The sequence below is a fragment of the Porphyromonas sp. COT-052 OH4946 genome (assembly GCF_000765965.1).
GTDB lineage: Bacteria > Bacteroidota > Bacteroidia > Bacteroidales > Porphyromonadaceae > Porphyromonas > Porphyromonas gulae.
Genome location: NZ_JQZY01000009.1, coordinates 333810 through 359288 on the forward strand (window position 1 = coordinate 333810; position 25479 = coordinate 359288).

General features: G+C 49.6%; 25 protein-coding genes and 2 tRNA genes. 12 read left to right on the top strand and 15 right to left on the bottom strand.

The features are described 5' to 3' along the window. The first annotated feature begins 136 nt into the window (after window positions 1-136). The 4 genes from HQ50_RS03730 to HQ50_RS03745 all read left to right on the top strand — a co-directional run bounded on the left by HQ50_RS03730 (window position 137) and on the right by HQ50_RS03745 (window position 2621). Window positions 137-207: transfer RNA gene (locus tag HQ50_RS03730), tRNA-Gln, on the top strand. 218 nt (window positions 208-425) lie between these two features. Further along, entirely contained in the window at window positions 426-1061 is a 636-nt protein-coding gene (locus HQ50_RS03735; protein WP_018965888.1) for a TetR/AcrR family transcriptional regulator, read from the top strand. Window positions 1062-1144: 83 nt separating this feature from the next. Then, a complete protein-coding gene (gene fabG / locus HQ50_RS03740; protein WP_039428330.1) occupies window positions 1145-1891 on the top strand; it encodes a 3-oxoacyl-[acyl-carrier-protein] reductase in 747 nt (248 codons plus the stop codon). A gap of 43 nt (window positions 1892-1934) precedes the next feature. Beyond that, the gene (locus HQ50_RS03745) at window positions 1935-2621 is read left to right on the top strand and encodes an RluA family pseudouridine synthase (protein ID WP_039428334.1); all 687 of its coding nucleotides are present in this window, start codon (window positions 1935-1937) and stop codon (window positions 2619-2621) included. A 17-nt stretch (window positions 2622-2638) separates the two neighbouring features. Here HQ50_RS03745 and HQ50_RS03750 read toward each other — a convergent pair whose 3' ends face one another. Both HQ50_RS03750 and HQ50_RS03755 read right to left on the bottom strand, forming a co-directional pair. After that, window positions 2639-3238: a response regulator transcription factor gene (locus HQ50_RS03750; RefSeq protein WP_039428336.1), complete on the bottom strand. Its 600-nt coding sequence runs from the start codon at window positions 3236-3238 to the stop codon at window positions 2639-2641. Then, window positions 3235-3945: a hemerythrin domain-containing protein gene (locus HQ50_RS03755; protein ID WP_018965884.1), complete on the bottom strand. Its 711-nt coding sequence runs from the start codon at window positions 3943-3945 to the stop codon at window positions 3235-3237. The genes HQ50_RS03750 and HQ50_RS03755 overlap by 4 nt, the downstream gene beginning before the upstream one ends. A 315-nt stretch (window positions 3946-4260) precedes the next feature. Here HQ50_RS03755 and HQ50_RS03760 point away from each other — a divergent pair, with 315 nt between their 5' ends. Further along, entirely contained in the window at window positions 4261-5217 is a 957-nt protein-coding gene (locus HQ50_RS03760; RefSeq protein WP_039428339.1) for an NAD-dependent epimerase/dehydratase family protein, read from the top strand. Window positions 5218-5407: 190 nt separating this feature from the next. Here the strand turns inward: HQ50_RS03760 and HQ50_RS03765 are convergent, their stop codons facing one another. From HQ50_RS03765 to HQ50_RS03825, 13 genes are all read right to left on the bottom strand, one after another. Continuing rightward, complete coding sequence (locus HQ50_RS03765; protein ID WP_039428341.1) at window positions 5408-5977, bottom strand: C40 family peptidase; 570 nt, start codon at window positions 5975-5977, stop codon at window positions 5408-5410. Then, the gene (locus HQ50_RS03770) at window positions 5952-6866 is read right to left on the bottom strand and encodes a ribonuclease Z (RefSeq protein ID WP_039428344.1); all 915 of its coding nucleotides are present in this window, start codon (window positions 6864-6866) and stop codon (window positions 5952-5954) included. Before HQ50_RS03770 ends, HQ50_RS03765 begins: the two co-directional genes overlap by 26 nt. Window positions 6867-6898: 32 nt before the next feature. Next, window positions 6899-7351, bottom strand: coding sequence for a nucleoside deaminase (locus tag HQ50_RS03775; protein WP_018965879.1), 453 nt, complete (start codon window positions 7349-7351; stop codon window positions 6899-6901). Further along, window positions 7348-7575, bottom strand: a complete 228-nt coding sequence (locus tag HQ50_RS03780; RefSeq protein ID WP_018965878.1) for a hypothetical protein — start codon at window positions 7573-7575, stop codon at window positions 7348-7350. The genes HQ50_RS03775 and HQ50_RS03780 overlap by 4 nt, the downstream gene beginning before the upstream one ends. Window positions 7576-7600: 25 nt before the next feature. After that, window positions 7601-8206: a ribonuclease HII gene (locus tag HQ50_RS03785; protein ID WP_039428346.1), complete on the bottom strand. Its 606-nt coding sequence runs from the start codon at window positions 8204-8206 to the stop codon at window positions 7601-7603. A 10-nt stretch (window positions 8207-8216) separates the two neighbouring features. Then, window positions 8217-9431, bottom strand: coding sequence for an aminotransferase class V-fold PLP-dependent enzyme (locus tag HQ50_RS03790; RefSeq protein ID WP_039428348.1), 1215 nt, complete (start codon window positions 9429-9431; stop codon window positions 8217-8219). A gap of 59 nt (window positions 9432-9490) precedes the next feature. Further along, window positions 9491-10042, bottom strand: coding sequence for a nitroreductase family protein (locus HQ50_RS03795; protein WP_039428351.1), 552 nt, complete (start codon window positions 10040-10042; stop codon window positions 9491-9493). Beyond that, on the bottom strand, window positions 10039-10641 hold the full coding sequence (locus tag HQ50_RS03800) for a riboflavin synthase (protein ID WP_039417789.1): 603 nt from the start codon (window positions 10639-10641) through the stop codon (window positions 10039-10041). The genes HQ50_RS03795 and HQ50_RS03800 overlap by 4 nt, the downstream gene beginning before the upstream one ends. Before the next feature lie 306 nt (window positions 10642-10947). Continuing rightward, window positions 10948-11412 (bottom strand): transcriptional regulator, encoded by a 465-nt coding sequence (locus HQ50_RS03805; RefSeq protein WP_018964926.1) that lies wholly within the window; start codon window positions 11410-11412, stop codon window positions 10948-10950. 20 nt (window positions 11413-11432) lie between these two features. Then, window positions 11433-12386: a calcium/sodium antiporter gene (locus tag HQ50_RS03810; protein ID WP_039428354.1), complete on the bottom strand. Its 954-nt coding sequence runs from the start codon at window positions 12384-12386 to the stop codon at window positions 11433-11435. A gap of 68 nt (window positions 12387-12454) precedes the next feature. Next, the gene (locus HQ50_RS03815) at window positions 12455-14101 is read right to left on the bottom strand and encodes a glycosyltransferase (RefSeq protein ID WP_039428356.1); all 1647 of its coding nucleotides are present in this window, start codon (window positions 14099-14101) and stop codon (window positions 12455-12457) included. Between the two features lie 35 nt (window positions 14102-14136). After that, complete coding sequence (feoB, locus tag HQ50_RS03820; protein ID WP_039428644.1) at window positions 14137-16311, bottom strand: ferrous iron transport protein B; 2175 nt, start codon at window positions 16309-16311, stop codon at window positions 14137-14139. Between the two features lie 35 nt (window positions 16312-16346). After that, window positions 16347-17279: a DtxR family transcriptional regulator gene (locus HQ50_RS03825; protein WP_039428358.1), complete on the bottom strand. Its 933-nt coding sequence runs from the start codon at window positions 17277-17279 to the stop codon at window positions 16347-16349. A 509-nt stretch (window positions 17280-17788) separates the two neighbouring features. Here HQ50_RS03825 and HQ50_RS03835 point away from each other — a divergent pair. From HQ50_RS03835 to HQ50_RS03870, 7 genes are all read left to right on the top strand, one after another. Then, the gene (locus HQ50_RS03835; RefSeq protein ID WP_039428364.1) at window positions 17789-18235 is read left to right on the top strand and encodes a hypothetical protein; all 447 of its coding nucleotides are present in this window, start codon (window positions 17789-17791) and stop codon (window positions 18233-18235) included. Between the two features lie 48 nt (window positions 18236-18283). Beyond that, entirely contained in the window at window positions 18284-19741 is a 1458-nt protein-coding gene (locus HQ50_RS03840; protein ID WP_018964919.1) for a catalase, read from the top strand. A 983-nt stretch (window positions 19742-20724) separates the two neighbouring features. Then, window positions 20725-20798 (top strand) — tRNA-Thr (locus tag HQ50_RS03850). A gap of 193 nt (window positions 20799-20991) precedes the next feature. Then, the gene (locus HQ50_RS03855; RefSeq protein WP_039428367.1) at window positions 20992-22194 is read left to right on the top strand and encodes an N-acetylmuramoyl-L-alanine amidase; all 1203 of its coding nucleotides are present in this window, start codon (window positions 20992-20994) and stop codon (window positions 22192-22194) included. A gap of 43 nt (window positions 22195-22237) precedes the next feature. Further along, the gene (locus HQ50_RS03860) at window positions 22238-23116 is read left to right on the top strand and encodes an MlaD family protein (protein WP_039428369.1); all 879 of its coding nucleotides are present in this window, start codon (window positions 22238-22240) and stop codon (window positions 23114-23116) included. 10 nt (window positions 23117-23126) lie between these two features. Next, complete coding sequence (locus tag HQ50_RS03865) at window positions 23127-24011, top strand: hypothetical protein (RefSeq protein WP_039428371.1); 885 nt, start codon at window positions 23127-23129, stop codon at window positions 24009-24011. Between the two features lie 265 nt (window positions 24012-24276). Next, window positions 24277-25470: an O-antigen ligase gene (locus HQ50_RS03870; RefSeq protein ID WP_230587860.1), complete on the top strand. Its 1194-nt coding sequence runs from the start codon at window positions 24277-24279 to the stop codon at window positions 25468-25470. Window positions 25471-25479: the final 9 nt, after the last annotated feature.

Here is a 25479-nt window from a genome sequence, read left to right on the forward strand (position 1 = left end):
CCAACCCATCTTTGCAAAGTCGGATACGATGGAGGAAGATACGGAGATGCCAATTAAGATTTAAATGTTGTCTTTTATTGTTCGTTTCACAAAAAGGTGTACATTTGCAGCACCGGAAGCGATAATGCTTCGCCACTGTCTCATGGTGTAATGGTAGCACAACAGATTCTGGTCCTGTTTGTCAAGGTTCGAATCCTTGTGAGACAACAAGAATATTGATAAGCTGTCCCCTTTCAAAGGAGACAGCTTTTTTATTTGCTTGGAGCAAACTCTTCTCGGACAATATCGTCAAACTCTTATATGCACAAAAGCGGCTGTTCTTTTTGCTCAATTCTGAAACAAACGTGCAAAATCAACGCCAAAAACCTTATATTTGTTTCCGAAACAAGATACCGTTAGAATTTTAGGGTAATCGAAAATACTTAATGAGTGTGGCGAAAACAAGAGAACTGATGATCGATGTAGCACGTCAGCTCTTTGCCAAAATCGGCGTGGAAAAGACCACGATGAACGATATCGCCGATGCGGCAAACAAGGGACGACGCACGCTATATACCTACTTCAAAAGCAAAAAAGATATCTATTTTGCAGTTGTCCATAAAGAGCTGGACGAACTTTACAGCTCCTTGGAGACGGCTGCAATCGTGTCTATGCCGCCGGCTAAGAAGCTGATGCACTTCATCTATACTCATTTGGAAGCAATCAAAGAGATCGTCGTCCGTAATGGTACGCTTCGTGCCGATTTTTTCCGAGATATATGGAAGGTGGAGACTGCCCGTAAGGAGTTCGACCTCAAGGAAGAACATCTGATCTGTTCCATTTTGGACGAAGGAGTTCGGCTCAATGCTTTTTCTATACCCGATACCCATATTACCGCCAAGATCTTGCTCCATTCAATCAAGGGGCTGGAAGTGCCCTATATCAGCGGACATCTTAGGCATGCCGGAACGATCGCATTCGAGCGAATCAGTGAGAATGTGGAGCATCTGATCTTCCACGGTATCTGTCTATCTCCGGCAGTAAACACCGGTGAAGAAGAGACTGGCAGAGAAAGTATTTAAGAATTTAACGATCAATAAATCAACTTCGCGGACATACAGATCGTATCGGTCAGTATTTGTCCACGACAAATAAAAATCAAAGTATGAAATTATTGGAGAACAAGGTAGCTCTCATTACGGGAGCCGGACGCGGTATCGGCCGTGCCATAGCTTATAAGTATGCAACGGAAGGTGCCGATGTGGCCATTACGGATCTGAATATCGATGAGGGCGTACAAGCTTTCGTAGAAGAACTCAAACGGCTGGGAGTACGTGCTGCGGCATACGCTTCCAATGCGGCTGACTTCGATGCCGCGCATACAGTGGTGGAACAGATCAAGGCTGACTTCGGCCGGATCGATATTTTGGTGAACAATGCCGGTATCACTCGCGATGGCCTTATGATGCGTATGACCGAGCAACAATGGGATGCCGTGATCAATGTTAATCTGAAGTCAGCGTTCAACATGATTCATGCTGTGACTCCCATCATGATGGGACAGCGTACCGGCAGTATCATCAATATGGCTTCTGTGGTAGGTGTATCGGGCAATGCAGGACAATCCAACTACTCAGCCTCTAAGGCCGGTATGATCGGTTTGGCCAAGAGTGTTGCCAAAGAACTGGGCTCACGCGGCGTGCGTGCCAATGCAATTGCACCGGGCTTTATCATTACCGATATGACTGCCGTGCTTAGCGAAGAAGTGAAGAAGCAATGGGCTGCACAGATACCTCTGCGTCGTGGTGGTACGCCTGAAGATGTGGCTAACGTGGCTACTTTCCTTGGCAGTGATCTCTCTACCTATGTGACGGGACAGGTAGTCCACGTTTGCGGTGGTATGAATATGTAATATAGGATCAGAATCAACCTGTTCGGTTCATAGGGCTGTCGTTATGGAAATCGTTTACGAAGACAATCATCTGATCATAGTCAATAAGGCTGTTGGAGAGATTGTTCAAGGCGATAAGACCGGCGACAGCCCTCTGTCCGAAACGGTCAAGCAGTGGATCAAAGAGAAGTATGCCAAGCCGGGCAATGTCTTCCTCGGTGTAGCCCATCGTTTGGATCGTCCCGTAGCAGGACTGGTCGTTTTCGCCAAAACGAGTAAGGCTTTGGCACGACTCAATAATATGTTTCGAGATGGGGAGGTGCAAAAGGTATATCGTGCCATAGTCAAACAAAGACCTCTCAAGGACAGAGATACACTCGTTCATTATATCAGTCGAAACGAAAAACTGAACAAAAGTTTTACTTCGGTACGTGAAGTGCCGAACAGCAAGAAAGCATCTCTTTCTTACCGCTTATTAGCTTCGTCCGACAACTACCATCTTTTGGAAATAGAGTTGCATACGGGCCGGCATCATCAGATTCGTTGCCAGCTCGCAGCTATAGGTTGTCCTATTAAAGGTGATTTGAAATACGGATTTGGGCGCAGTAATCCGGATGGAGGAATCAGTCTGCTGGCCCATCGAATTCGTTTCACTCATCCCGTCAGCGGTGTCCTCATCGATCTCACTGCTCCTCTTCCACCCAATGATAAACTTTGGTCTTTGCTTACTTCTAAAGCAGGCGATCAGTGAATAGAAAATCTATTCGCTTAGTGAGTAATCTCGTCGAGATTGACGAGTTTGTTCATGATGGCGTAGATCGTCAAACCACTGGGGCTGTGGATCTGTAGTTTCTTTGCTATGTTGCGTCGGTGGGTTATAACGGTATGTGTAGATAAGAAAAGCTCTTCCGCAATCTCTTTGTTGGTCATACCTTTCACCACGCCTACGACGATCTCTTTCTCCCGATTGGTGAGCGTCTGTTGTTCTTCTCCGCTCTCTTCGGGTTCCAAGGTCTTTTGATAAAGTCTTTCCAATAGCTGTCTTAATTCCTCTACTGTGGCGTGGACGGACAGTGTATCGTCATAGTTGTGTAGCATATTGCTGTCGATCGGCGTAGTGAGCAAACCCACATAGCGCGACTGTGGACATGCCTTGTCTGATTCGTTTCGGGTCAGTCCCGATACGAGTGGATTCATGAAAACGATATCGGGACAATAAAAGGAGATTACATCTACCCAACCATTATCGGCCGGCGCATCTATGAATTGTATCTTGTAGCCGGTGATTTTCTTTAGTAGAGCTTCCAGCCCTGCACGAATCATAGGTAGCGGTTCTACGATCGCTACCTTGAGTGAGATGATGTTCATAATCCGCTTTCCTTTTCTATTTTACGAATCAAAGGCACGAAAAGGTGGTCTTCGACAAAGTTGTGTGCAGACAGATCGTCTTCCGAAGAGAATATGTCGTGCAGTACGCTGTTGAGTTCGTAGCCGCTTGATGTCGGGTAGTATTTGATCAGCAGGTTCTTAAGTTCGGAAATTTTCAGCTCTATCTGATCGTGGCGTTTGCTGAATATATCGATCCTGTAGTGCGAACGTTCGTCCAACTTTCCGGCTAAAAGCTTTTCCACATAGGGGAAAACTGTTTTCTCTTCGTAGCTCATGTGCTTGCGTACTTCCTCCACGTATTCATCATAGAATTGACGAATGACGAACACCACCTCGGATGGGCAGTTGGACAGTGCGGCTAAAAGATCTTGACGGAGCGAAGGCAGACGGAATTCGAGAAAATAATTGTGCGACTTGCGCAGATAGTTGATCAGGGAGGGAGCTGACAGATCCGACAAGATTGCCTCGGAAGGGTGCTCGGGACGGTTGATAAGTGCGTTGATGACAGCCATGAGGGTATTGGTGTTTACCTTATTGTCCTCACAGACTTCTCGTATGCTCTTTTCTCCGAAACCAAGTGAAATACCAAAGCGCGTAATGACCAGCAGCAAGTCGTAATTCTCGCATATTAAGTCACTTAGCTTTGTATTGGGTGAATATGATTTCTTTATGTGATGCGTTGTCATACGAAAAAATATTGTTTTGTTTCGAACAAAAGTATAGTTATTCCACCTAATCGACAATCCCCACATATAGGTATCTGCCTGAAATCAAATGATTTCGCACTTGATCGTTCTCTTTTCTTATACCGGTTCGGCTCAAACCTCTTCAAGACGGGATGGCATCTATTTCGTCAGACTCCTATAGAGAGGTCTTTGTCTTTCTTTTCGTCTTCATCGATTTTGTGCTGCTTTTTAGTCGCATATTTATGAGAATAATCCATACTTTTGCAGCGAATTTTAATGAACCCAACTAACTTAAAGCAATACGGAGGTAGTAGAATGAAGAACATCCTGATTATCGGCTCTACCGGCCAGATCGGATCGGAGCTGACTATGGAGTTGAGAAAGCGTTATCCTCAGGGAAACGTTGTAGCGGGTTATATCCCCGGTGCAGAGCCTAAGGGCGAACTACTCGAAAGCGGTCCTGCCGAAATAGCAGACATCACCAATGCCAAACAAATAGCAGAAGTGGTGGATAAGTATAAAGTAGATACGATTTACAATTTGGCAGCCCTTCTCAGTGCCGTAGCAGAAGCCAAACCTCAGTTAGCATGGCATATTGGTCTGGGAGGACTTTTCAATACACTGGAAGTAGCTCGTGAAAAGAATTGTGCAGTGTTTACACCCAGCTCTATCGGTGCTTTCGGCAATGATACTCCTAAGGACAAGACCCCCCAGGATACTATTCAGCGTCCCAAGACCATGTACGGAGTAACGAAGGTCAGTGGCGAGCTTTTGAGCGACTACTACCACAAGCGTTTCGGTGTAGATACACGTTCGGTTCGTTTCCCCGGTTTGATCTCCAACGTCACCCTCCCCGGTGGCGGAACGACAGACTATGCCGTGGATATTTATTATGCAGCTGTCAAAGAAGGATGCTTCACCTGTCCCATTAAAGAAGGTACTTATATGGATATGATGTATATGCCCGATGCTCTTCGCGCATGCGTGGAGCTGATGGAAGCTGATCCTGCCCGTCTGGTACATCGCAATTCGTTCAATATCACTGCCATGAGTTTCGAACCCTCGCAGATAGCGGCAGCCGTGAAGAAGTTGGTACCTGATTTCGTTATGAATTACGAAGTCGATCCTCTCCGTCAAGGTATTGCCGAGTCATGGCCAAACTCATTGGATGATTCTTGTGCTCGTAGCGAATGGGATTGGAAGCCGGAGTACGATCTCGACTCCATGTCTGCTGATATGATCCAGATACTGAAAGCTCGCTACGGCAAGTAAAAAGTCTTTTTAGCTGCCGATACCGATTGGCAAAATACCTATAATTGCCCCACATGCGGATCTCTGTATGTGGGGCAATTTTTATTGTGCCGATCTCCTTAAAAATGTAGTCCACAGCATCGACACCATTCAAGTTTTTGCCGGTGAAAAGGTGGAATCGGATTTTTGTAGAAGGGGAACTTGGCGAGGATCAGTCCATGAGGGCTTGAATCTCAGGTAAACGGCCGGCACGGACATAACGCTTGCTGAAGTACGAACTTCGTTGCAGCGATTCGATGATGATACCTCTACTATTGGTGTTGTGCAGCATGATCAGTTCGTCACCGCGAACTTCGATCAGCAGTGCCACATGGCCGATAACCCCTTTGCGGTTCTTACTGCCACGGAAGAAAAGCAGGTCGCCCGGTAGAGGATGGCGTACGGGAATGGTATAGTTGTATAGTGCCGATGAAGAGCGTGGAATATGAATATCGTAGCAGGAGTAGAGGTAGGCCACGTAGCCGGAGCAATCCATCGGCCAAGACGATGGCCCCCGATACCTGTAGGGTTTGCCTATCAGCTTCTTGCCTCGGGCTATCAGGTCGGTAACGATGTCCTCCGCCGTTCGGAGCGAATGGCTGGTGGCAGTTGTATGGTGAGGTTTACCGGATATGCTTGTCGCTTTCTTGCTCGTTCCGCAGGAATACAGCAGACCGGTAAGGGCGAGGAGCAAACAAGACTGCCGGAAAAGGCATTTACAGATCGATATGCATTCTTTCATTGGCGGCAATAGTCGGCTTGAATACGCTTTGAGCTTCTTCCAGCAAGCCTTGGACATCCTTGTATCTGCCGGAGTAATGCCCGATTAGGAGGCGTTTGGCTCCTGCAAGTCGTGCTATTTCGGCCGCTTCTTTGGCCGTACTGTGGAAAGTCTCTTTGGCTCTTGCCCGATCCTCCTCCATAAAAGTGGCCTCATGGTAGAGCAAATCCACACCTTGAATAATAGGGACGATGGAGGGATAAAACTCCGTATCCGAGCAGTAAGCATATCGTCTGGGCGGTGTGCCCGGGGTCGTGAGGTGTCGGTTGGGGATGATCCGCCCATCCGGTGTCGTGTAGTCGGATCCTTCTATGATGAGGGGATATTCGGCAAGCGGAATATTGTAGAACTCGGCAGCCGCTCTGTTCAGATGCCTTGCACGGCATTTTTCTTCGAAGAGGTAGCCCGCTGCAGGGATGCGGTGGCTGAGCGGTATGCTATAGACTTTGACGGATTTGTCCTCATGCACAAGCGCATGTCGGGAGGCATCGATCGTATGTATCTCCACCTGATAGGGCATTCGGTGACAGAACTGCTCCAATATGGGGCTGAGAAAACGCTCTATTCCCTCCGGCCCATGTACATGCAGGGTGCCGGTACGTCCCAACAGACCAAGTGTGGAGATAAATCCGGGCAGGCCGAAACAGTGATCGCCATGCAGATGGCTGATGAAAATATGGATGAGACGCCCGAAATGGAGCTTTTCGAGTCTGAATTGTCGCTGGACACCTTCTCCGCAATCGATCATGTAAAGTTTGTCGCGTAGGTCGATTACTTGCGAAGAGGGATGGTGGTGTGTGGTCGGCAGGGCAGATCCGCAGCCCAATATATGTACACTGAATGCTGCCATATTGCGCAAAGATATATAAATGTATCGCTCGGCTACCGCCGTTCGGCAAAGAAACTACGCATCAGATCCTCTGATTCGTCCGCCAATATACCGCCTTCTACGCGGCATTTGGGGTGGAGTGCATGATCGGTGAACAGCCTGTAGCCCACTTTGGGTTCGGAAGCTCCGTACACTACTCGTGGTATTTGCGTCCAGCGAAGTGCGCCGGCACACATCAGGCAGGGTTCGACAGTCACGTACAGTGTGCAGTCGCGGAGGTATTTCCCCCCTATGGCATCCACAGCCATCGTGATGGCAAGCATTTCGGCATGAGCCGTAGGGTCGTTCAGGCTTTCCACTCTGTTGTGAGCACGCGCAACGATCTGCCCCTTGCAAACGATCACGGCTCCGATAGGAACCTCTCCTTCGTCAGCGGCCGCTCGCGCCTCTTCAAGTGCAAGCCTCATATAGCGGATGTCATCTGTGGCAAGGGTAGGGGCTGTCATCGCATTTCCTCCTCTCGGAAAAGCAAAGGAGTATCACTTTCTAATCGGTGTATTACCTCTTTCATCAGCGTTTCGCGGATCCAGCGAGAGCGGTTCTCCACCTTGAAACGGCTGCAATAGGTTTCGACGGCCTTGTGCTCCGCCTCGTTCAGTCGGATCTGGATGGTTTTCTTTCGGAGCATCGTGGCTCGCGGGAGTACATTGTGCCGGTTTTTCCTGCTCATATTCAGTGGTGCAAATATAGTCCCTTTATTCTGCTGCCGGCCGGTCTGCGTCCGCTACTCCGCGGAAAGTAAGGCGGTGATGCGGCGAAACTCCGAAGCGACGAATAGCAGATTTGTGTGCCGGCGAAGGATAGCCTTTGTTGCACTCCCATCCGTACATCGGGAAGTCCTTATTCAGAAGGAGCATCGCGTCGTCCCGATAAGTTTTGGCCAAAATGGAAGCTGCTGCGATGGAGCGATAGCGGGCATCGCCTCCCACGATGCAGTGGTGGGGGATTTGTTCGAAAGGATCGAACCGATTGCCGTCGATCAGCAGCCTTTCGGGGCGAAAAGGCAACTGCTCTATGGCGCGATGCATGGCGAGAAATGAAGCTCTGAGGATATTGATCTCGTCTATTTCCTGTACACTTACGATACCTATCCCCCATGCGATAGCCTCGGATTCTATGACAGGGCGAAGGGTGTAGCGTTGCTTTTCGCTCAGTTGCTTCGAATCATTCAGCAGGGGATGAGAGAAGTCGGCCGGCAGGATCACAGCCGCTGCATAGACGGGACCGGCCAGACAGCCGCGACCGGCTTCGTCGCAACCGCATTCACGCAAGTCATCGTCTATATAGCGAGAGAGAAGCATGGGGAAGAAATTAGAACATGCTTACTACGCGCTTCAAGGCTTGGAGGAATTGCTCCACTTCCTCCTCGGTGTTGTATAGGGCAAAGGAGGCGCGAGCCGTGGCATTGAGTCCCATGCTTTCGAGCAGCGGTTCGGCACAGTGGTGTCCGGTGCGGATGGCTATACCAAGCCGATCGAGCAGCATGCCGAGGTCATAGGGATGAATGTCCCCTATGAGGAAAGAGAGCACACCGCTCTTGTGTTCGGCTTCTCCGATGATACGGGCATTGGAGAAAGCTCTCACGCCTTCGGTGGCCATGCGCAGGAGTTTGTCTTCATGTGCGGCTATGGCTTCTAAGCCCAATCCTTCGATGTAGTCGAGAGCTGTGGCCAAAGCCGTGGAACCGACATAGTTCGGTGTGCCGGCTTCGAACTTATAGGGCAATTCGTTGTAGGTGGTCTTTTCGAATGTCACCTTGGCGATCATCTCTCCACCGCCGTGGTAAGGGGGCATCTTCTCCAGCCACTCTGCTTTGCCATACAATACGCCTATTCCTGTAGGTGCGTACACTTTATGGCCGGAGAAAGCGTAGAAATCCGCTCCCAACTCCCGCACATCTACCCGGCAGTGGGCGATGGCCTGTGCTCCATCGACCAGAACGGGTACTCCGGCGGCATGAGCCAAATCCGTTATCCGGCGTATGGGATTGATGGTGCCGAGCACATTGCTGATGTGGGCTATCGAAACGATTTTGGTGCGTTCGTTGAGTAGAGACCGGAAATGCTCCACATCCAGTTCGCCCGATTCAGTCAGCCGGATCACTCTGAGCCGAGCACCGGTACGCTCGGCCAAAAGTTGCCACGGGACGATGTTCGAATGGTGTTCGAGGGTGCTGATGATAATCTCATCGCCGGAACGGACGAAAGCTTGGCCGAACGAAGAGGCCACCAGATTGATCGCCTCGGTAGTGCCACGCGTAAAGAGCAGCTCTTTCGGGTCTTCTGCTCCGATGTAGCAGGCTATCCGCTTGCGAGCATTCTCGTGCTGCTCCGTAGCCACCTGACTCAGATGGTGTACGCCGCGGTGGATGTTGGCGTTGAATGTGCGGTAGGCTCGTTCGATTTGGTCTAATACCGCTATGGGTTTTTGCGTCGTGGCGGCATTGTCCAGATAGATGAGGGGTTTACCGTGTACCCGGGTATGGAGGATGGGGAAGTCTTCCCTGATTTTTTGAATGTCGTACATAATGAGCTATACTATATACTATGTATGTAACCTCTTCGGGGGGAGGGAGGAGAGAGAACCTACCACTTCTCGCGGTGAAGAATCTCCGAGGTTTCTTTGCGCTTCTTGGCCCTGTGCGGATCGGCGGAATAGCCGAGCATGATGTTCATGACTACGCGACGTCCGGAGGGGATACCCAGTATTTCGCGAATCTTGGCTTCGTTTACCCAACCTATGATGCAGCTACCGAGACCTTCAGCCGTGGCAGCAAGCGTGATGTGTGCGGCAGCTATGCCGAGATCGATATTGGCATAGTGGATTTTTTTCATTTTTCCGCCGATAGTAGCCGTGAAGTTGGCTTTCTCCTCTACTACTACGATGTGTACGGGAGCCTGACGTGTGAAATGATTCATACCCAATAGCCGGGACGATGAGGCTTCCGCCAACTGTTTGCGAGTATCGGGATCGGTGACGACTACAAAGCTCCAAGGCTGCGAATTGCAGGCTGAGGGGGAGAGACGCCCCGCTTCGATGATGCGCTCAAGCACGTCTTCGGGTACGGGGCGGTCGGGATCGAACTTGCGATCGCTCTGCCGCTGTTCGATCAGGGAGTAAAAGTCGTTTGGGTTCATTGGTATTGGAGCATCTTGCTGAGGTATTTCCCCACGATGTCGAATTCCAGATTGACCACGCTACCTGGGACAATGCGGCAGAAATTCGTATGGTCCCGAGTATAGGGGATGATGGCCACACGGAAGCTGTTCATGCCGGAGTCGCATACGGTCAGGCTCACGCCATTGACGCATACGGATCCTTTCTCCACGGTCATATAGCCTTGGCGAGCCATCTCCTTGTCGAGCTTGTATTCGAACGAATAGTAGTGGCTGCCGCCGGCTTCTTCCACTGCGGTACATACAGCCGTCTGATCTACGTGTCCCTGCACGATGTGCCCATCGAGTCGGCCGCCCATCATCATGCTTCGTTCCAGATTGACGAGATCGCCTATTTGGAGGAGTCCGAGGTTGGAGCGTTCGAGGGTTTCGCGTATGGCGGTCACGGTATAGGTGGTGTCCGTCTTGCTGACTACGGTGAGGCATACGCCGTTGTGTGCGATGCTTTGGTCTATCTTGAGTTCATTGACGAAAGAGCACGTCATCGTGATGTGCAGATTGTCATTTTCGCGATGGAGATCTGTCACTTGGGCATATTCTTCTACGATTCCGGAAAACATAATTGTCGTTGTTTTTAATTGATGAAGCGGTACAAAACTACAGAAAATATAGTGATGGTAAGGGAAATACCTATCGATAGGAGAGCAAACGCATGCCAAACAGCTATCTCATGGAAATGTCGTTTTTATGGTGTAATTCATTGTAGAGCAGTCATTTGTGGGTATCATCGTAGGGTGTTTCTTGCTCCATGCAGCGGTGCAGGAAGCAAGAAACGGCCTACAATCGTGTCCTGCATCAGTGTAAAGAGCAAGAAACGGCCTACAATCGTTTTTGGGTGGGTTTGCCGAGAGGAGGCGTGTCGGTTCTCAGCGGAGGACTTCGGGAACGGCCGGAGCAATGGCGCAGAGCAAAGCCTGACGCGTGGTTCCTTTCTGTCCGATGACAACGATGTGTGTTGGGCCGAAGAATACATTCGCCACTTCGGGCGCAGACAGCTCCTCTATTTCCGATGCGATGCGGGTTGCATGGCCTTCGACCGTATTGAGCAGGAGCGTCTCTCCTGCATTGGCCAGTCCGATAAACCCTTCGGTGCGTCCGATGCGAAGTTCACCGCGAGGGGAGGGTGGACGACTGTCTTGGGGCAGACTGTACACTTTTCCCCCCGAAGGCGAAGTCGATTTTTCTATGCCGAGGAGCTCCAGATCACGCGAAAGTGTGCCCTGCGATACGGAAATGCCTTCGGACAGTAAGGCTGTTTGCAACTTCTCTTGAGTGGAGATTTCCCCTCGCAGGATATGCCGACGGATGGCATCGAGCCTTTTCTTTCGCATTTTTCCCCGTATAGTTTTCTTTAGGCGGTCATAACCAGATAGACCGTATAGCAGACGAAGAGCGATAGGAGGATGCTGCCTTCGAAGCGTTTGATCGTTTTGTCGCCGAAGAAAAGACCGAAAATATAGAGCAGGATTGTCGCAAGGATGAAGATCCCGTAGTCCACGACCGTAATGCCTTGGATCCTTATGGGGCTGATGGACGCACTGACTCCGAGGATGAGCAGGATGTTGAAGAGGTTGCTACCGACGATATTGCCGATGGCCATGCCCGGACGCTTCTTGATGGCAGCCACCACGCTGGTGACCAATTCGGGCAGGGAAGTTCCTCCCGCTACTATGGTGATGGCGACAACCGATTCGCTTATGCCCATCCGTGCAGCAAGCATGGCTGCATTGTCCACGAACAGATCGCCCCCGAAGACGAGAGCTGCCAGACCGCCTATTACCATTATTATGGATAGGGGCAGGCCAAACAGCCTTACCTGTCCGGGGGATTCTTCCCCTTTGGACATATTGAAGGTGTAGAATAGAAATATCAGGAAGAAAGCCAGCAGCACGAAGCCTTCGGTACGGGTGATCACATTCTCTCCGGCCATGTCGAAGAGACGGTCGTTGGCCATGAAAAACAAGACCGCGGAGGAGAGGATGGTCAGGGGGATTTCGATACGGATCGTACTGTTCGACATGGCCAGCGGTATGATCAGGGCCGTAACTCCCACGATAGCCAGAATGTTGAAGATATTGCTCCCGATGACGTTGCCGATGGCTATATCGGCACTTCCTTTCAGAGCTGCCATCAGACTGACGGTGAGTTCGGGTGCCGATGTGCCGAAGGCCAGTACGGTAAGGCCGATGACCAAGTCCGAGAGCCGGAATCGCTTGGCAATGGAGGCTGCGCCATCGGTGAGGAAATTGGCTCCGCCAACGACTAAGAGCAATCCGAGGATTAGAAGCAGTATGTTCGGTATCATTGTCTTGTAATAGCTGTTTGTTCGTGGAATGGACTACAAAGATGCGTTTTTTTCATTATCGATTGTCCTCAATCCCGGCTGAGCAATGCGGAGTATGCTTCTTCATACCGGTCGTAAAACAGACGCCACTCTGCATGGGATGCCGTTTGCATGGCTGCCTGCCGGTAGACCGTTCGGTCGGCAGTTTCGGCCGGCCAACGACATAGCAGCTCGGCGATGGCTTGTACGGCTTCTGCATAATTGTCGTCGGTACGCTTGATGACGGCTACACCGGTGCTGAAGTCGTCCCGACTGCCCCGCTCCTGCATAGCCCAAAGTCCGAAGCCCGAAAGGTCGGTCGTCACTGTGGGGATACCGAAGGCGATGCTCTCCAGCGGCGTATATCCCCACGGTTCATAGTAGGAGGGAAAGACGGTCAGATCCATGCCGATGAGCAAATCGTAGTAGCTGAGACCGAAGATGCCGTCCTTCCGATTCAGGTAACAGGGGACGAAGATGAAGGAGGCCTCTCCGGCACTGCCGGCGGATTCGCCGAGTCGTTTCGAGATAGTCTGCTCCTGTGCGTCGTACAGCCAATGCGTCAGGAAAGGATAGGGAAGCGGTTTCTCCTTATACTCCGTCGGATTGGGATGATTTAGCAGATATTGCAGGTCGGCACGTGCTCCGGCTACCCATGCCGGCACGAGGATGAAAGCCAAAGCCGGGGTGCGAAGTTTGCCTGATCGTCCGGCATCGGAGACGGCATCAATGAAGAGGTCGATACCTTTGTTCCTGTACTCGTGGCGTCCGCTCGTTGCTACCAGCAAAGTGTCGGCAGGCAGTTGCTTGCCGGTCAGATGTTCTGCTACGTGGAGCAGTCGCTTTCGCGCTTCGGTGCGCCGCCTTTCGTATTCTTCTCCTTGCGGTACGAAGTTCGGTTCGAATCCATTGGGCAGTACCATCGGATTGCGCTCGAGCAGCTGTCGGCATTCTTTGGCCGTGAGTTCGCTTACCGTGGCAAAGGTATCCGATTGGTGAGCCGCCGCCTTTTCTATCCCGTGCTTGGCTTCCACACCGAGTTCGGCTGCCATTTGATCGCCGTTGTAGCCCGGCATGTATGTATACAGAGCTTTGTTGTTGCCGGCGATAGACCGCCCTGTGGTGGTGGCATGTGTGAGGAAAAGAGTTTTCAGACGAGGCGTTTTCCGCTTGCTGTAGAGGAGTCCCATGCCGAGCATCCATTCGTTGAATATGCCTATGACCGGTTGGTCTTCGGGGCAGAGGTATTCGCACAGACTGTGCATCGTTTGAGCTGCGGCAATGCCGAAGAGCGAGGCTTCGTCATAGTCGCCGTACCCCTTGTCGCTTTGGATGCCGAAGTGCTCCCACATCTCATAGTAGAGCTTTGCTTTCTGTGCATAGAGGGATTCGAAGTCCACCAGTACTACAGGGGGAGTACCGGGAGTTCGCCAGCTGCCGCACACATATCGCAAGTCCAGCGAAGGTGCTGCATCGCGATGCCAATCCTCCAAGATGGCAGGGACTGTATTCTCAAAATCGGCAGGTAATTCTTCCTGCTCCGTTAGCAGGGGGCCTATGAAAATGATACGTCCGTCGTGGCGTTTCATCATCTCGTGTGCCCTTGATGTAAGCACAGTGTATATACCACCCTGCTTATTGCAAACCTCCCAGCTCGTCTCCAACAAGAGGGAAGGGTTGGGGCGAAAATCATTCATTCGATCGCAATTCGTTTGGGAAAGTTTTTTCGGTCTTATCCTCCGACCAACCGCCATACAAAGGCCACGGCTACGGTGACAACGAAACCCGTGGCAAGCGGAATCAAGGCTGCCAGCAGTGTCCACTTCCGGCTCCCCGTCTCTTTATATATGTTGAACAGAGTGGTGCTGCAAGGATTGTGGAGCAGGCAGAAGAGCATGAGGTTGATACCCGTCAGCATAGTCCAACCGCCGGCTTCGAACAGTCGTGCCGTTTCGGCCGCACCATCGGCTTCGAACATGACGCCGGCACCGGCTCCTCCGTCTATTCCCGTAGTCAGGACGGTCAGCATCAGGATCGTGGGTATCACTATTTCATTAGCCGGAATAGCCAATACATAGGCCAGCAGAATGACACCGTTGAGTCCCATCAGCCACCCGGGGCCGTCCAGCAGGTCGATCAGATATTCGGCTATCCCGATTCCGCCGATTTGAATGTTGCAGGTGAGCCAGATAAGGGCACCGGCCGGCGCAGCAAAGACAACGGCACGCCACAAAACGACGAGCGTACGGTCTACTATGGACTTATAGATCGTCTGCCAAAACTGTGGCGGACGGTAGGGTGGAAGCTCCAGATTGAACGTGGATACTTGACCTCGCAGCAGCGTCCGGGAGAGTACCCAAGAGAAGAAAAACATGAAAGCGATACCCAGCAATGCGATGGCCACGACCGACCCGATGCCGATCACGCCACGCAGATAGGCCGGTACGGCAGGCGTGAGGAAGACCGTGGCAAGGAGTATCTGCGTAGGCCAACGGCCGTTGCACAGGGAGAAGTTGTTGGTCAGAATAGCTATCAGCCTCTCCCTTTGGCTGTCGATGATGCGCGTATTGATGACTGCCGCCGCATTGCAGCCGAAGCCCATCGTCATGGTCAGAGCCTGCTTGCCGTGCGCACCCGAACGACGAAAGAGTTCGTCCAGATTGAATGCCACTCGCGGAAGAAAACCGAAGTCTTCCAATAATGTAAAGAGAGGAAAGAAAATGGCCATCGGCGGCAACATGACACTTACGACCCAAGCCGTAGCCAAGTAGACACCATCGATGAGAAATCCGCTCAACCAATCCGGCAGGAGATCCATAGCTCGTGTCTTCAGCAAGCGATGGAGAATACCTACAAGGCTGTTGCTCAACCACTGGGACGGATAGTTGGAGCCTACAATGGTAATCCACAGTACGAAGGCCAACATGAGCAACATGATGGGAAAACCCCACTTCCGGCTCGTAACGATGCGATCTATCTTAATATCCAGAGGTGTTCTTCCGCGTTTGTTGGCCTGAGTGACCACTTCTTGGCATATTTTTCCGGCGTCGGAATAGAGTGCTTCCGAGAGCTGGTCATGCAGGTCTTCGCCGAAGTTGCGGCGAAATTCGTCCACCTCTCCTTTCAGCTTCTCCGCCAGAGCTTCGTTATCGGCATAGAGCATATTCTCCACCCGTCGGTCTCCCTCCGTAAGGCGAAGAGCTAACCATCTGCTATTGGGCGTATCGGGATGAAAGAGCCGGATGGATTCGGCCAAAGAATCGATCTTCGCATCTATTTCGGTACCGATGCTTATCAGCCGATGCGGAGTACAGCGATAAATCCCTTTGGCCACCTCGGACAGGGCCGACAGGAGATCGGATATGCCTTCGCCCGAACGTGCACTGGCTCCTACGACAGGGATACCCAGCCTGCGCGAGAGACCTCTCAGGTCGATCTGCACGCCGTTCCGTTCGGCTTCGTCCATCAGATTGGCACATAGGACGGCACGATCTGTTATTTCGAGGATTTGCAGGATCAGATTCATATTCCGCTCCAGTCGGGTAGCATCCGCCACGATGAGGGTAACATCGGGCTTGCCGAAGAGAATGAAGTCGCGAGCGATCTCCTCATCCTCGGAAGTAGAAAGGAGAGAATAGGTACCCGGAAGATCCACTATCTTGTATGAAGAGCCGGCATACGAGAATGCACCTTCGGCTTTCTCTACCGTTTTCCCGGGCCAGTTGCCGGTATGTTGTTTGAGTCCGGTCAGAGCATTGAATACCGTGCTCTTGCCCGTATTGGGGTTGCCGGCAAGGGCGATGGTAAAGTCGTATCGTTCCGCATCGGTGCCCAAGCGCCGTAGTTTATTTCCGCTGTGTGCGGGACAGCCGTTGCAGGCTGAAGAAGTGGCAGCACTCTTTTTCATCATTCGATTCGAAGTTGGTCTGAGCGTTTTGTTTTTTACCTGTATATAAGGATATAACGAGCTTGATCGTGTCGCAGGGCGATGGCTGTTCCTCTGACCACATAAGCCGTCGGATTGCCCAAGGGGCTGGTCAGATCTATGGCGATTCGGCTACCGCGTACGAATCCCAAGTCCAACAGCCGTCTGCGATTGGCTCCCCGACAGGCCTTACTGATGCCGGCTATTGTAGCTTCTTCACCCTGACGAAGCGTAGTGAGCTTGACGGTCTTCTGCGCCAAATCTATCATGCCTTCGTCCGTACAGGGCATTACGGTCAGATTATGTGCAGCCTCCCGTGGTAGCAAGAATTGCTCCCCCTCGAAAGAGAGGTGCACTCCATTTGTATCGGTACGCAGAAGGTGGAATACAGCACCCCGGAAGAGGCCGATGGTTTCTATCTGTCGGTACAGGTCGGTAGGCTCGTCTTCGATGTGGATCACTCTCACGTACGAATCGTCCGGCAGTTCGTCGGCATATACTCCTTCCACCGACTGCACTTCACCCTCTTCCGTCGGGATGGGATCGCCGTGTGGGTCAAAAAGCGGATTGCCGAGGCGGACTGCTATCCGCTTCTGCTCTTCATCGGACAGATAGTGCTCCTCCTTACAGGCTTGTGCATGCCATTCGCTGGGTTCGTAGCCGGAGTGTTCGGACAGGTATTTTTCCAAAAGCCTGTGGCGTCGAATCACCTTGAGCGCATATTTCCGTCCGCTTTCGGTCAGATGCGAGTCCGGAGGAAGACAATAGCCTTGTTTGTGCAGCAGATCGAGTATATACTGTTGGTTGCTTACCTTCAGTCCGGTCAGTCCGGCCAGTTGGTCTGCATTGACGGGCAGACCATCTTCTTCCAAAGAATAGATGGCTTTGAGCGTATCTTCGGACAGACGGCGTACATCGAAACGAAATGGAAGATTCGAGAATAAATTCATGCTTCTATAACTTCTATTATTACCGAAGTGTTCGGCCTGTTGGCCTGCGGCACAACGTTCTCAGTATGACAAAGATGCTTATTTTCATCGAAGAATTCGTCAAACCGCAGGCTCTCCCTCGCTCTTTTACCTGCATCGAGGTATCCGGATGCAAAGTTGTACCCACAAGAGCCGTTTCATTCTCTTTCCCTGGCCATTCTTTTCCCATTGTCTATCGAATCATGAGCGATTTCCTCTATTCAAATCCCATTCATTGACGGTTTTTGGGATTCTTGTGTGAAAGGCTTTAAATAGTTGGTATAAAGTGTTATATTTGAGGCAGTAAGATGGAGGACTGAACGGGGTTACTTTATGGTGTTTTTTAGTGCATGATTCCGCTGTTGAGGAGGATGATATGCAATCGGTTTATGGAATATAGATAAGAGCTATAGTTTGATAAAATCTGCGAATTACATATAAGAATCTTGCTCTATATATTTGTCAAATAAGTAATACGAATAAAAAGAAAAATGAAAGCAACTATACTATATCAGAGCAAGAAAGGCCGTACTGCCGGATGGGCAAGAGCTATGGCCATGTACTTGTGGAGTAGGGGGGTGAATGTGAGCTTCGGAGCACTTTCTGACTTTAAGGACGATCAGATCAAGGACTCGGATCTCCTTATGCTTGGTAGCTGGACTTCGGGGTGGTTCGTCGTCAATCAGCATCCCAGCCATCTTTGGGTAGAAGGCTCTCGCAAACTTCCGGCGACATTGCCTCCCAATCTTGTCCTTTTTGCTACTTATAAGGTGCGTACCGGTGCCATCTTCAACAAGATGAAGCGGCATCTCAATTTGTCGGGTGTCGCTTGCATCGATACGATGCGCTCTCGTACCGGTATCCTCTCAGAGGATGACAAACGGAGATTGGATCATTATATAGAGAAGATAAAGACACTTCACGAAAAAAGTAAATGACATCTTGTTTGGACATTTAATTACTTAACTTAAATAAGAGACAAAACAATGGAAAAGAACAAACTTACTACAGCTGCGGGTGCCCCCGTAGCAGACAATCAGAATGTGGCCACTGCAGGCAAGCGTGGTCCTATGCTTCTGCAGGATGTCTGGTTTTTGGAAAAGCTGGCTCACTTCGATCGTGAAGTGATCCCCGAACGTCGTATGCATGCCAAAGGTTCGGGAGCTTTCGGCACATTTACTGTCACTCATGACATCACCAAGTACACGAAGGCGGCTATTTTCTCCGAGATCGGCAAGCAGACCGAGCTGTTTGTACGCTTCTCGACTGTGGCTGGAGAGCGTGGTGCGGCTGATGCGGAGCGGGATATACGTGGCTTTGCTATCAAGTTTTATACTGAGGAAGGTAACTGGGACCTCGTTGGAAACAATACCCCCGTATTTTTCCTGAGAGATCCTCTCAAATTCCCCGACCTGAACCACGTAGTAAAGCGTGACCCACGCACCAATATGAGGAGTCCTCAAAACAACTGGGACTTTTGGACACTTCTGCCCGAAGCTCTCCATCAGGTGACTATCACAATGAGCGACCGAGGTATACCTGCCAGCTATCGTCACATGCACGGCTACGGAAGCCATGCATTCTCGTTTATCAACGCCGAAGGAGTAAGACATTGGGTGAAATTTCATCTCCACACTCAACAGGGTATAAAGAATCTGACAGATGCAGAGGCGGAAGCATTGATCGGGAAAGATCGTGAAAGTCATCAGAGAGACTTATTTGAAAGCATTGAGCGTGGCGACTATCCTCGTTGGACGCTCAAGGTGCAGATCATGACGGAGGAAGAAGCCAAAGCTTTGCCGTATAATCCTTTCGACTTGACAAAGGTGTGGTCGCAGAAAGATTTTCCCCTTATCGAAGTTGGCGTAATGGAGCTGAACCGCAATCCTGAAAACTACTTCGCCGATGTGGAGCAGTCGGCATTCAATCCTGCCAATGTGGTGCCCGGCATCAGTTTCTCACCTGACAGGATGTTGCAGGGGCGTCTGTTTTCCTATGGCGATACGCAGCGCTATCGGCTCGGCGTGAATCATCACCAAATACCTGTAAACAGGAGTCGTTGTCCTTTCCTGAATATGTATCACAGGGATGGAGCCATGAGGGTAGATGGCAACTTCGGTTCGCGTCTTGGCTATGAGCCTAACAGCTATGGGCACTGGCAAGATCAGAATGAGTACAAAGAGCCACCCCTCGAACTTGATGGTGCTGCCTATCAATGGGATTTCAGGGAAGATGACAGTGACTATTATTCTCAGCCTCGCAAGCTCTTCCATATCATGTCGCCGGATCAGCAGCAGGTACTATTCGACAATACGGCTCGTGCCATGGGTGATATCCCCAAAGAGATCAAGCTGCGCCATATAGCGAATTGCTACAAGGCTGATCCGGACTATGGCAAGGGAGTAGCAAAGGCTTTGGGGCTTGACGTAAACGAAGCACTGTAAGCGATACAGTCAGATCATAGAAAGTTGCTAAAGCGATAAATAGGCTAAGCATACCGACATAGATCGGTTCGTGCTTAGCCTTTTTTATTTCCTTTTTTGCCATTAACCGGCTTAAAAATACGCGCCAAAAAGGTTTTCAACAACGAAGATGAGTTTGGAATCATTCCAAATAAGCACCTGAAAGGAAGAAGATTTTGAAGCGAAAAAGGCAAGAAGAGGAAGTTTTTCAGGTAGAAACATGACTTTTGGAAGAGAAGATAACGATCTATATACAAATCATTTACGATAAATATATAGATCGTTTTCGATTTGTATATAAATCGTTTTCCATTTATATATAGATAGAAACTCATTTCTATATAAATCGCAGGCTGAAAAAGGCTTTTTCGAGAGGTGATAAAACAAAGGCAGCCACCGAGTTCCCCATAGAACTCGGTGGCTGCCTTAGATCTTTGAGGAGACTATGGAAGCGTTATGCCTCTTTATTCGTCATAGAGATATTCTTGCTTAGTCTGAATATTGTAGTGGCATGATAGGTCCGTAGGCCATAGAATCGGTCTGATGAGCCGGGGAATGTATGTATGAGGGCAGTGTGCATATTTGTTGTTATTTAGTCGTAAACGGTTTGTTAATATCGTTCTATATCAATTCGATAAACACTTCAAGTGAAGAACTTGATGCTTTTGGTGGGTGCTTTGTCGGCCCACAAATATAGGAAAAGTCTCTAATCGTCGGGAATAGAAAGTCGCATTGCAAATATTCTCCATTTCGGTCGGCTTGGGTCGTTTTTTTCCGAAAGAATTTTCACTGTGAGGAGGAAAAAATCCGATTATTTTCGATCCAATCATTTGGTCGTTATGGAATTATTACTACTTTTGCACCTGGGTAAGTCCTATACGGCATGCTCCCTTTGATTCCCCCAGGGCTTGATCGCAGCAAGGGTATTAGGTTGTAGCGGCGCGATATAGCCAGCTTACCCATCCGCCTCTTTAGCTCAGCTGGCCAGAGCACGTGATTTGTAATCTCGGGGTCGTTGGTTCGAATCCGACAAGAGGCTCGAAAAGAATTGCACCGATTTTCTCAGTATGGTATGAGAAGTCGGTGCATTCTTTTTTTGTGGCTGTCCTTTTTCTTTCGATGCCTCGGCCAAGCTTCCTCTAAAGGGCCGATAGTAAAAAAGGCAATTTTGGAGCCATCGTTTGTTGCGGATAATCCTTATTTTTGTACTCATTTAAGGGATAATAAAGTTCATGTCGAGGAAAAACCATACCCCCTATCTGTTGCTTTGGATTACGGCTCTTCTACTGATCGTTTGTTTGCCGTTGGAGAGCCAACGCAATCGTGCGTTTACGGTGGTTATCGATGCCGGACATGGAGGGCATGATTCGGGGGCAGTCGCTCATGGTTTTCGTGAGAAAGACATCAATCTGGCTGTGGCTTTGCGATTAGGACGACTGATCAAAAAAAGTCATCCCGATGTGAAAGTGCTTTATACTCGCGAGAAAGACTTCTTCGTTACCTTGATGGGGCGTGCCGAATTTGCCAACAAGAATCACGCCGATCTTTTTATCAGTATCCATGCCAATTCGCAAGAGCGAGGCCAAAGTGCTTATGGTACCGAGACCTATGTGATGGGGCATGAACGCAATAGTAAAAATATGGCGGTAGTTCAGCGTGAAAATGCCGTTATATTGATGGAGAAAGACTATAAGACCGTCTATAAGGGATTCGATCCTCGCTCCTCCGAGAGTTATATTATGTTCGAGCTGATGCAGAATACGTATCAGGATCAGAGTATCAGACTGGCTCAGCAGATCCAAAAGGGATTTGCTGCCAAAGGACGTTACGATAGGGGCGTGAAGCTTGGCAATCTGGCCGTACTTGTGTTTTCAGCTATGCCGAGTGTCCTGATCGAATTGGGCTTCGTGAGCAATCCTGCAGAGGCTCGCTATATGGGTTCGGAAGCCGGACAAAGTGAATTGGCATCGGCCATTGCTAAGGGCTTTACTCGCTACAAAGAGGATTACGACAGACGTTCGGGCAAGGTGCTTGCTCCTGCACCGCAAGCCGCCGAAGAGGATCATAAGGATGATATAGAAGCTGAAGAGAAGGACGATTTTTCCTCAAAAGAAGTGTCCGATGACGAAGACAGTATAGCTTCTGAAGAAGCTCCCAAGCGTCAGGCCGTAAAACCCGATGCAGCCATCCGATCCGCGAAGAAAACCTATAAAATACAGATCTTGTCCTCCAAAACGAAGCTGAAGAAAAACGACAAGCGGTTGAAAGGGTATAATGTGAGTATTGAACAACATGGCAGTCGATTCTATTATCTTACAGGAGCGGCTTCGACTGAGAGTGAGGCACGACGCCTTCGGAAAAAAGTTAGAAAGAATTTCCCTGATGCCTACATTGTGGTTTATGAGGGGAATAAGCGTGTGAAAGAAATATATTGATATCGACAGAGAAAGCAGTATTTAGAGGTAACAATACAAAGAAATGAGAATAAGTAAGTCTACAAAGATCGGAGCATTGACTCTCATTGCTCTTTTCCTTCTGTACTTCGGTCTGAACTACCTGAAAGGATTCAACGTTTTCAAGCGACAGAATGTGTATTACGCTTCTTTCCCTGAAGTGAAGAACGTCAACATTGCCAGTCCCGTACTCGTCAATGGTTATAAGGTGGGGGTGGTAAAGTCTCTTAGTTTCGACTATCAGAATGGTCGTTCTATCATTGTGGGTATCGATCTCGAGTCCGAATATCGTATGCCCAAGGGGAGCCATTTGGCTATCCACCAGACTGCTTTGAGCGGAGCTGAGCTTCGTATCATGCAAGGCGACCCTCGAGATGGATACTTGAATCCGGGGGATACCATTCGGTCTGAAACGCCGGACGATATTATGTCTATGACTTCGACTAAGATCGTTCCTTCTGTCGTGAACATGATGCCGAAGGTGGACTCTGTGATTGTAGGCCTGTCGAATATGGTCAATAACCCCAATTTGGCCGTAATGATGGAAAATATGGTGGCAACAGCTCAGCGACTGAACCGCTTGACTGCTTCTTTGGATAAGTCCATCGGGACACAACTGCCTGCCGTCATGGCCAATACACGTACCATCACGGATAATGTGGCAGAGCTTTCGGAAGAATTGAAACAGCTGAAACTGGAGGCTTTGATGGCCGAATTGCAGGCTACATCGGAGAATCTCAGAAGTTTTTCCGATCAAATTCGCAATTCTAACGGTTCGCTTGGGATGCTCTTGAACGACAAATCGCTCTATATGCGACTGGATAGTATGGCTTCGAGTGCGGATGCACTATTGCGCGACCTCAAGGCCAATCCCAAGCGTTATGTGCACTTCTCTGTATTTTGATCTTGCGTGAATGAGGACAGCATTTAGCAGATATTTGGATCTCGTGGGACGAGTTTCTTTCTCGTTCTTGCTTTTTATCCTCTCGTTGCAGTTTGTTGGCTGTAAGCAGGATACAAAATCGGGAGCGGGGCATTTGCTTGTATTGATGCGTGAAGCATACGAGCAGGCCGATTACTCCGGTGTTCGGATTTTGGCTGATAGCGTTCATCGTCATTACGCTACGGATACGGTTGCTCGCAAGGAGGCTTTGCACCTCAGTCGACAGGCTGAGTACAAAGAGTGTGAGCGCAATCGTGCCTTTGCCGATAGTGCCCTGCTTGTACTCTCAGGAAGGATCGACAGTGCCTCCCGCTCTTTCAAGACCTTGGCCATGGAAGACAGAGCACCGGAATTCTTTCTGCCCGGTTGGGGTGAAGCATCGGGGCAGGAACGTACACGTCTGCGTTGCAGCGCGGATACCCTTGGCCATCTCAATGTTTTGAGCGTATATGCCGGAGCCAAAGCTATCAACCATACTGCTATTCGGGTGAGGGATGTGCTGTCGAAGTCCATGCTACAGACTCAAGATATTCCCTACGATGGTGCGCTTAACTATCGTTTTGCCGATTTGGGGTTATACTATGAAATGGTGACCTATCCGTCAGAAGAGACGGCCAAACTCGGAGAGCTTTTTGTTCAGGCCGAGGCCGAAGGACATACCCTTCGGATAGATTTTATGGCCAAAGGAAAAGTAATGCATACATTCCAAATATCCGGAGCGGGTGTTAAAGCCTTGTCGGAGACTGCTCGTCTCGGACAAATGTACAGCACTCGTACTGCTCTGATCAGAGAGAGGGAAAAGGCTGAAAAGCGTATCCGCTATCTGAGCGACAAACTTGCTCCATCCTCCCGATAAAGGTCGCCTATTCTCTCGCATCAATCATTTACCAAACATTATCATGTCTGAAGCGTTTTCGGTTCGGTTCGTCCGCTTATTGCGGCAGAATATGAACGTTGTCTTTCTCATACTTGGTATTTTGCTCCTATCCTTACTATATCCATTGGTGAAGGATTGCCAGGTTTTTGATCCTAAGAAGGATACGCCACCTTTTTTCGTGTGGATTTTTGTTTCTGTTATGGGCGTTTTTACGCTTGCTACCGGTCTAAGAGCTATTTCCCGAATGGATGCTACTCTCTTTCGCAAGCTGTTGCTTGTTTCATTTGTAGCGGCAGCTGTAGGCCAATTTTTGGGGTTTGCCATCGGTGCCGTATGGCTCTTCTGTGGTCTTGCGTATATTTATGGGATTGTTCATAAGAAGTTCTATCTCCCGGCAGGTATCTTTATTCTGCTGGTGGCTTATTACCTGTTTCAGGCTACAGGGCTTATCGGATCTGCCGAGACTAAAGATGCTCTGCATACGCTCAAGCAGCGACTTCCCCTATTGGGTTTGCCATTAGCCTTGTGCTGCTGGCGTCCTACAAGAACTGAATGGGGCGTATTTCTTTCTTTTTCTTTCCGCCTTGTATTGGTATACTTATCATGCATCATTCTCGTCTCTTTGCTTCTGAATCAGTACTATGATCAATCCATTTTGTCACCGTTTTCTTTTGACAAATTCTATCTGAAGACTCATATCCCGACACTGGCAACGAGCTTCTGTATGCTCCACTGGACGCATTTCGCTCATCCCACTTATATCTTCTTGGGCATATTCGCTATTTTTATGGCAGTCGCCGTACGTCAGTATCTCTATCGGGAGCAAACGGTATCTACGGTGGAAATAATCTATGGCTTGGTCGCCTTGTCATGCTTTGCTTTTATTACCCAAAGCCGCTTGGCCATGCTCTTCATTCCCTTGTCGATCATGTTTTTTTTCTTGGTACGAGCCTTTTTCCTATCCCAGAAAAAGAAACTTTTATTCGCCTCTTTCGTGCTTATCATTGTAGGCGGTTTTATCTTCAACGGCCTCTTGTCCCATCGTTTTTTCGCTGATGGAGAACGCATGCAGATGCGCGATATAGCGATGGAAGCTATCGATCGGCATCCGTGGACAGGTATTCGATTAGGAACTATGGACAATATATTGCAGGCGCAAATCGATACGGATATTTTGTTGAAACATCCGCACAACCAGCTTTTGGCCGATGGCATGCAGCTTGGTATTCCCGGGATGGTTGTTTTGGTTGTATTCGTGGGCGGTTTGTTTTATTTTGCCTATCGCGATCGCCGGTATGATTTTCTGCTTTTCCTGCCTGCTATCCTCCTGACAATGGCAGTCGAATCCCCTCTTATCTTCGTTCGTGGAGCCTATCTGTTGGCATTTTGGTTCTCGGTATTTGCCGTTTCTCCGACTCGAAAGAGAGACTTTGCTTGAAAGAATTTT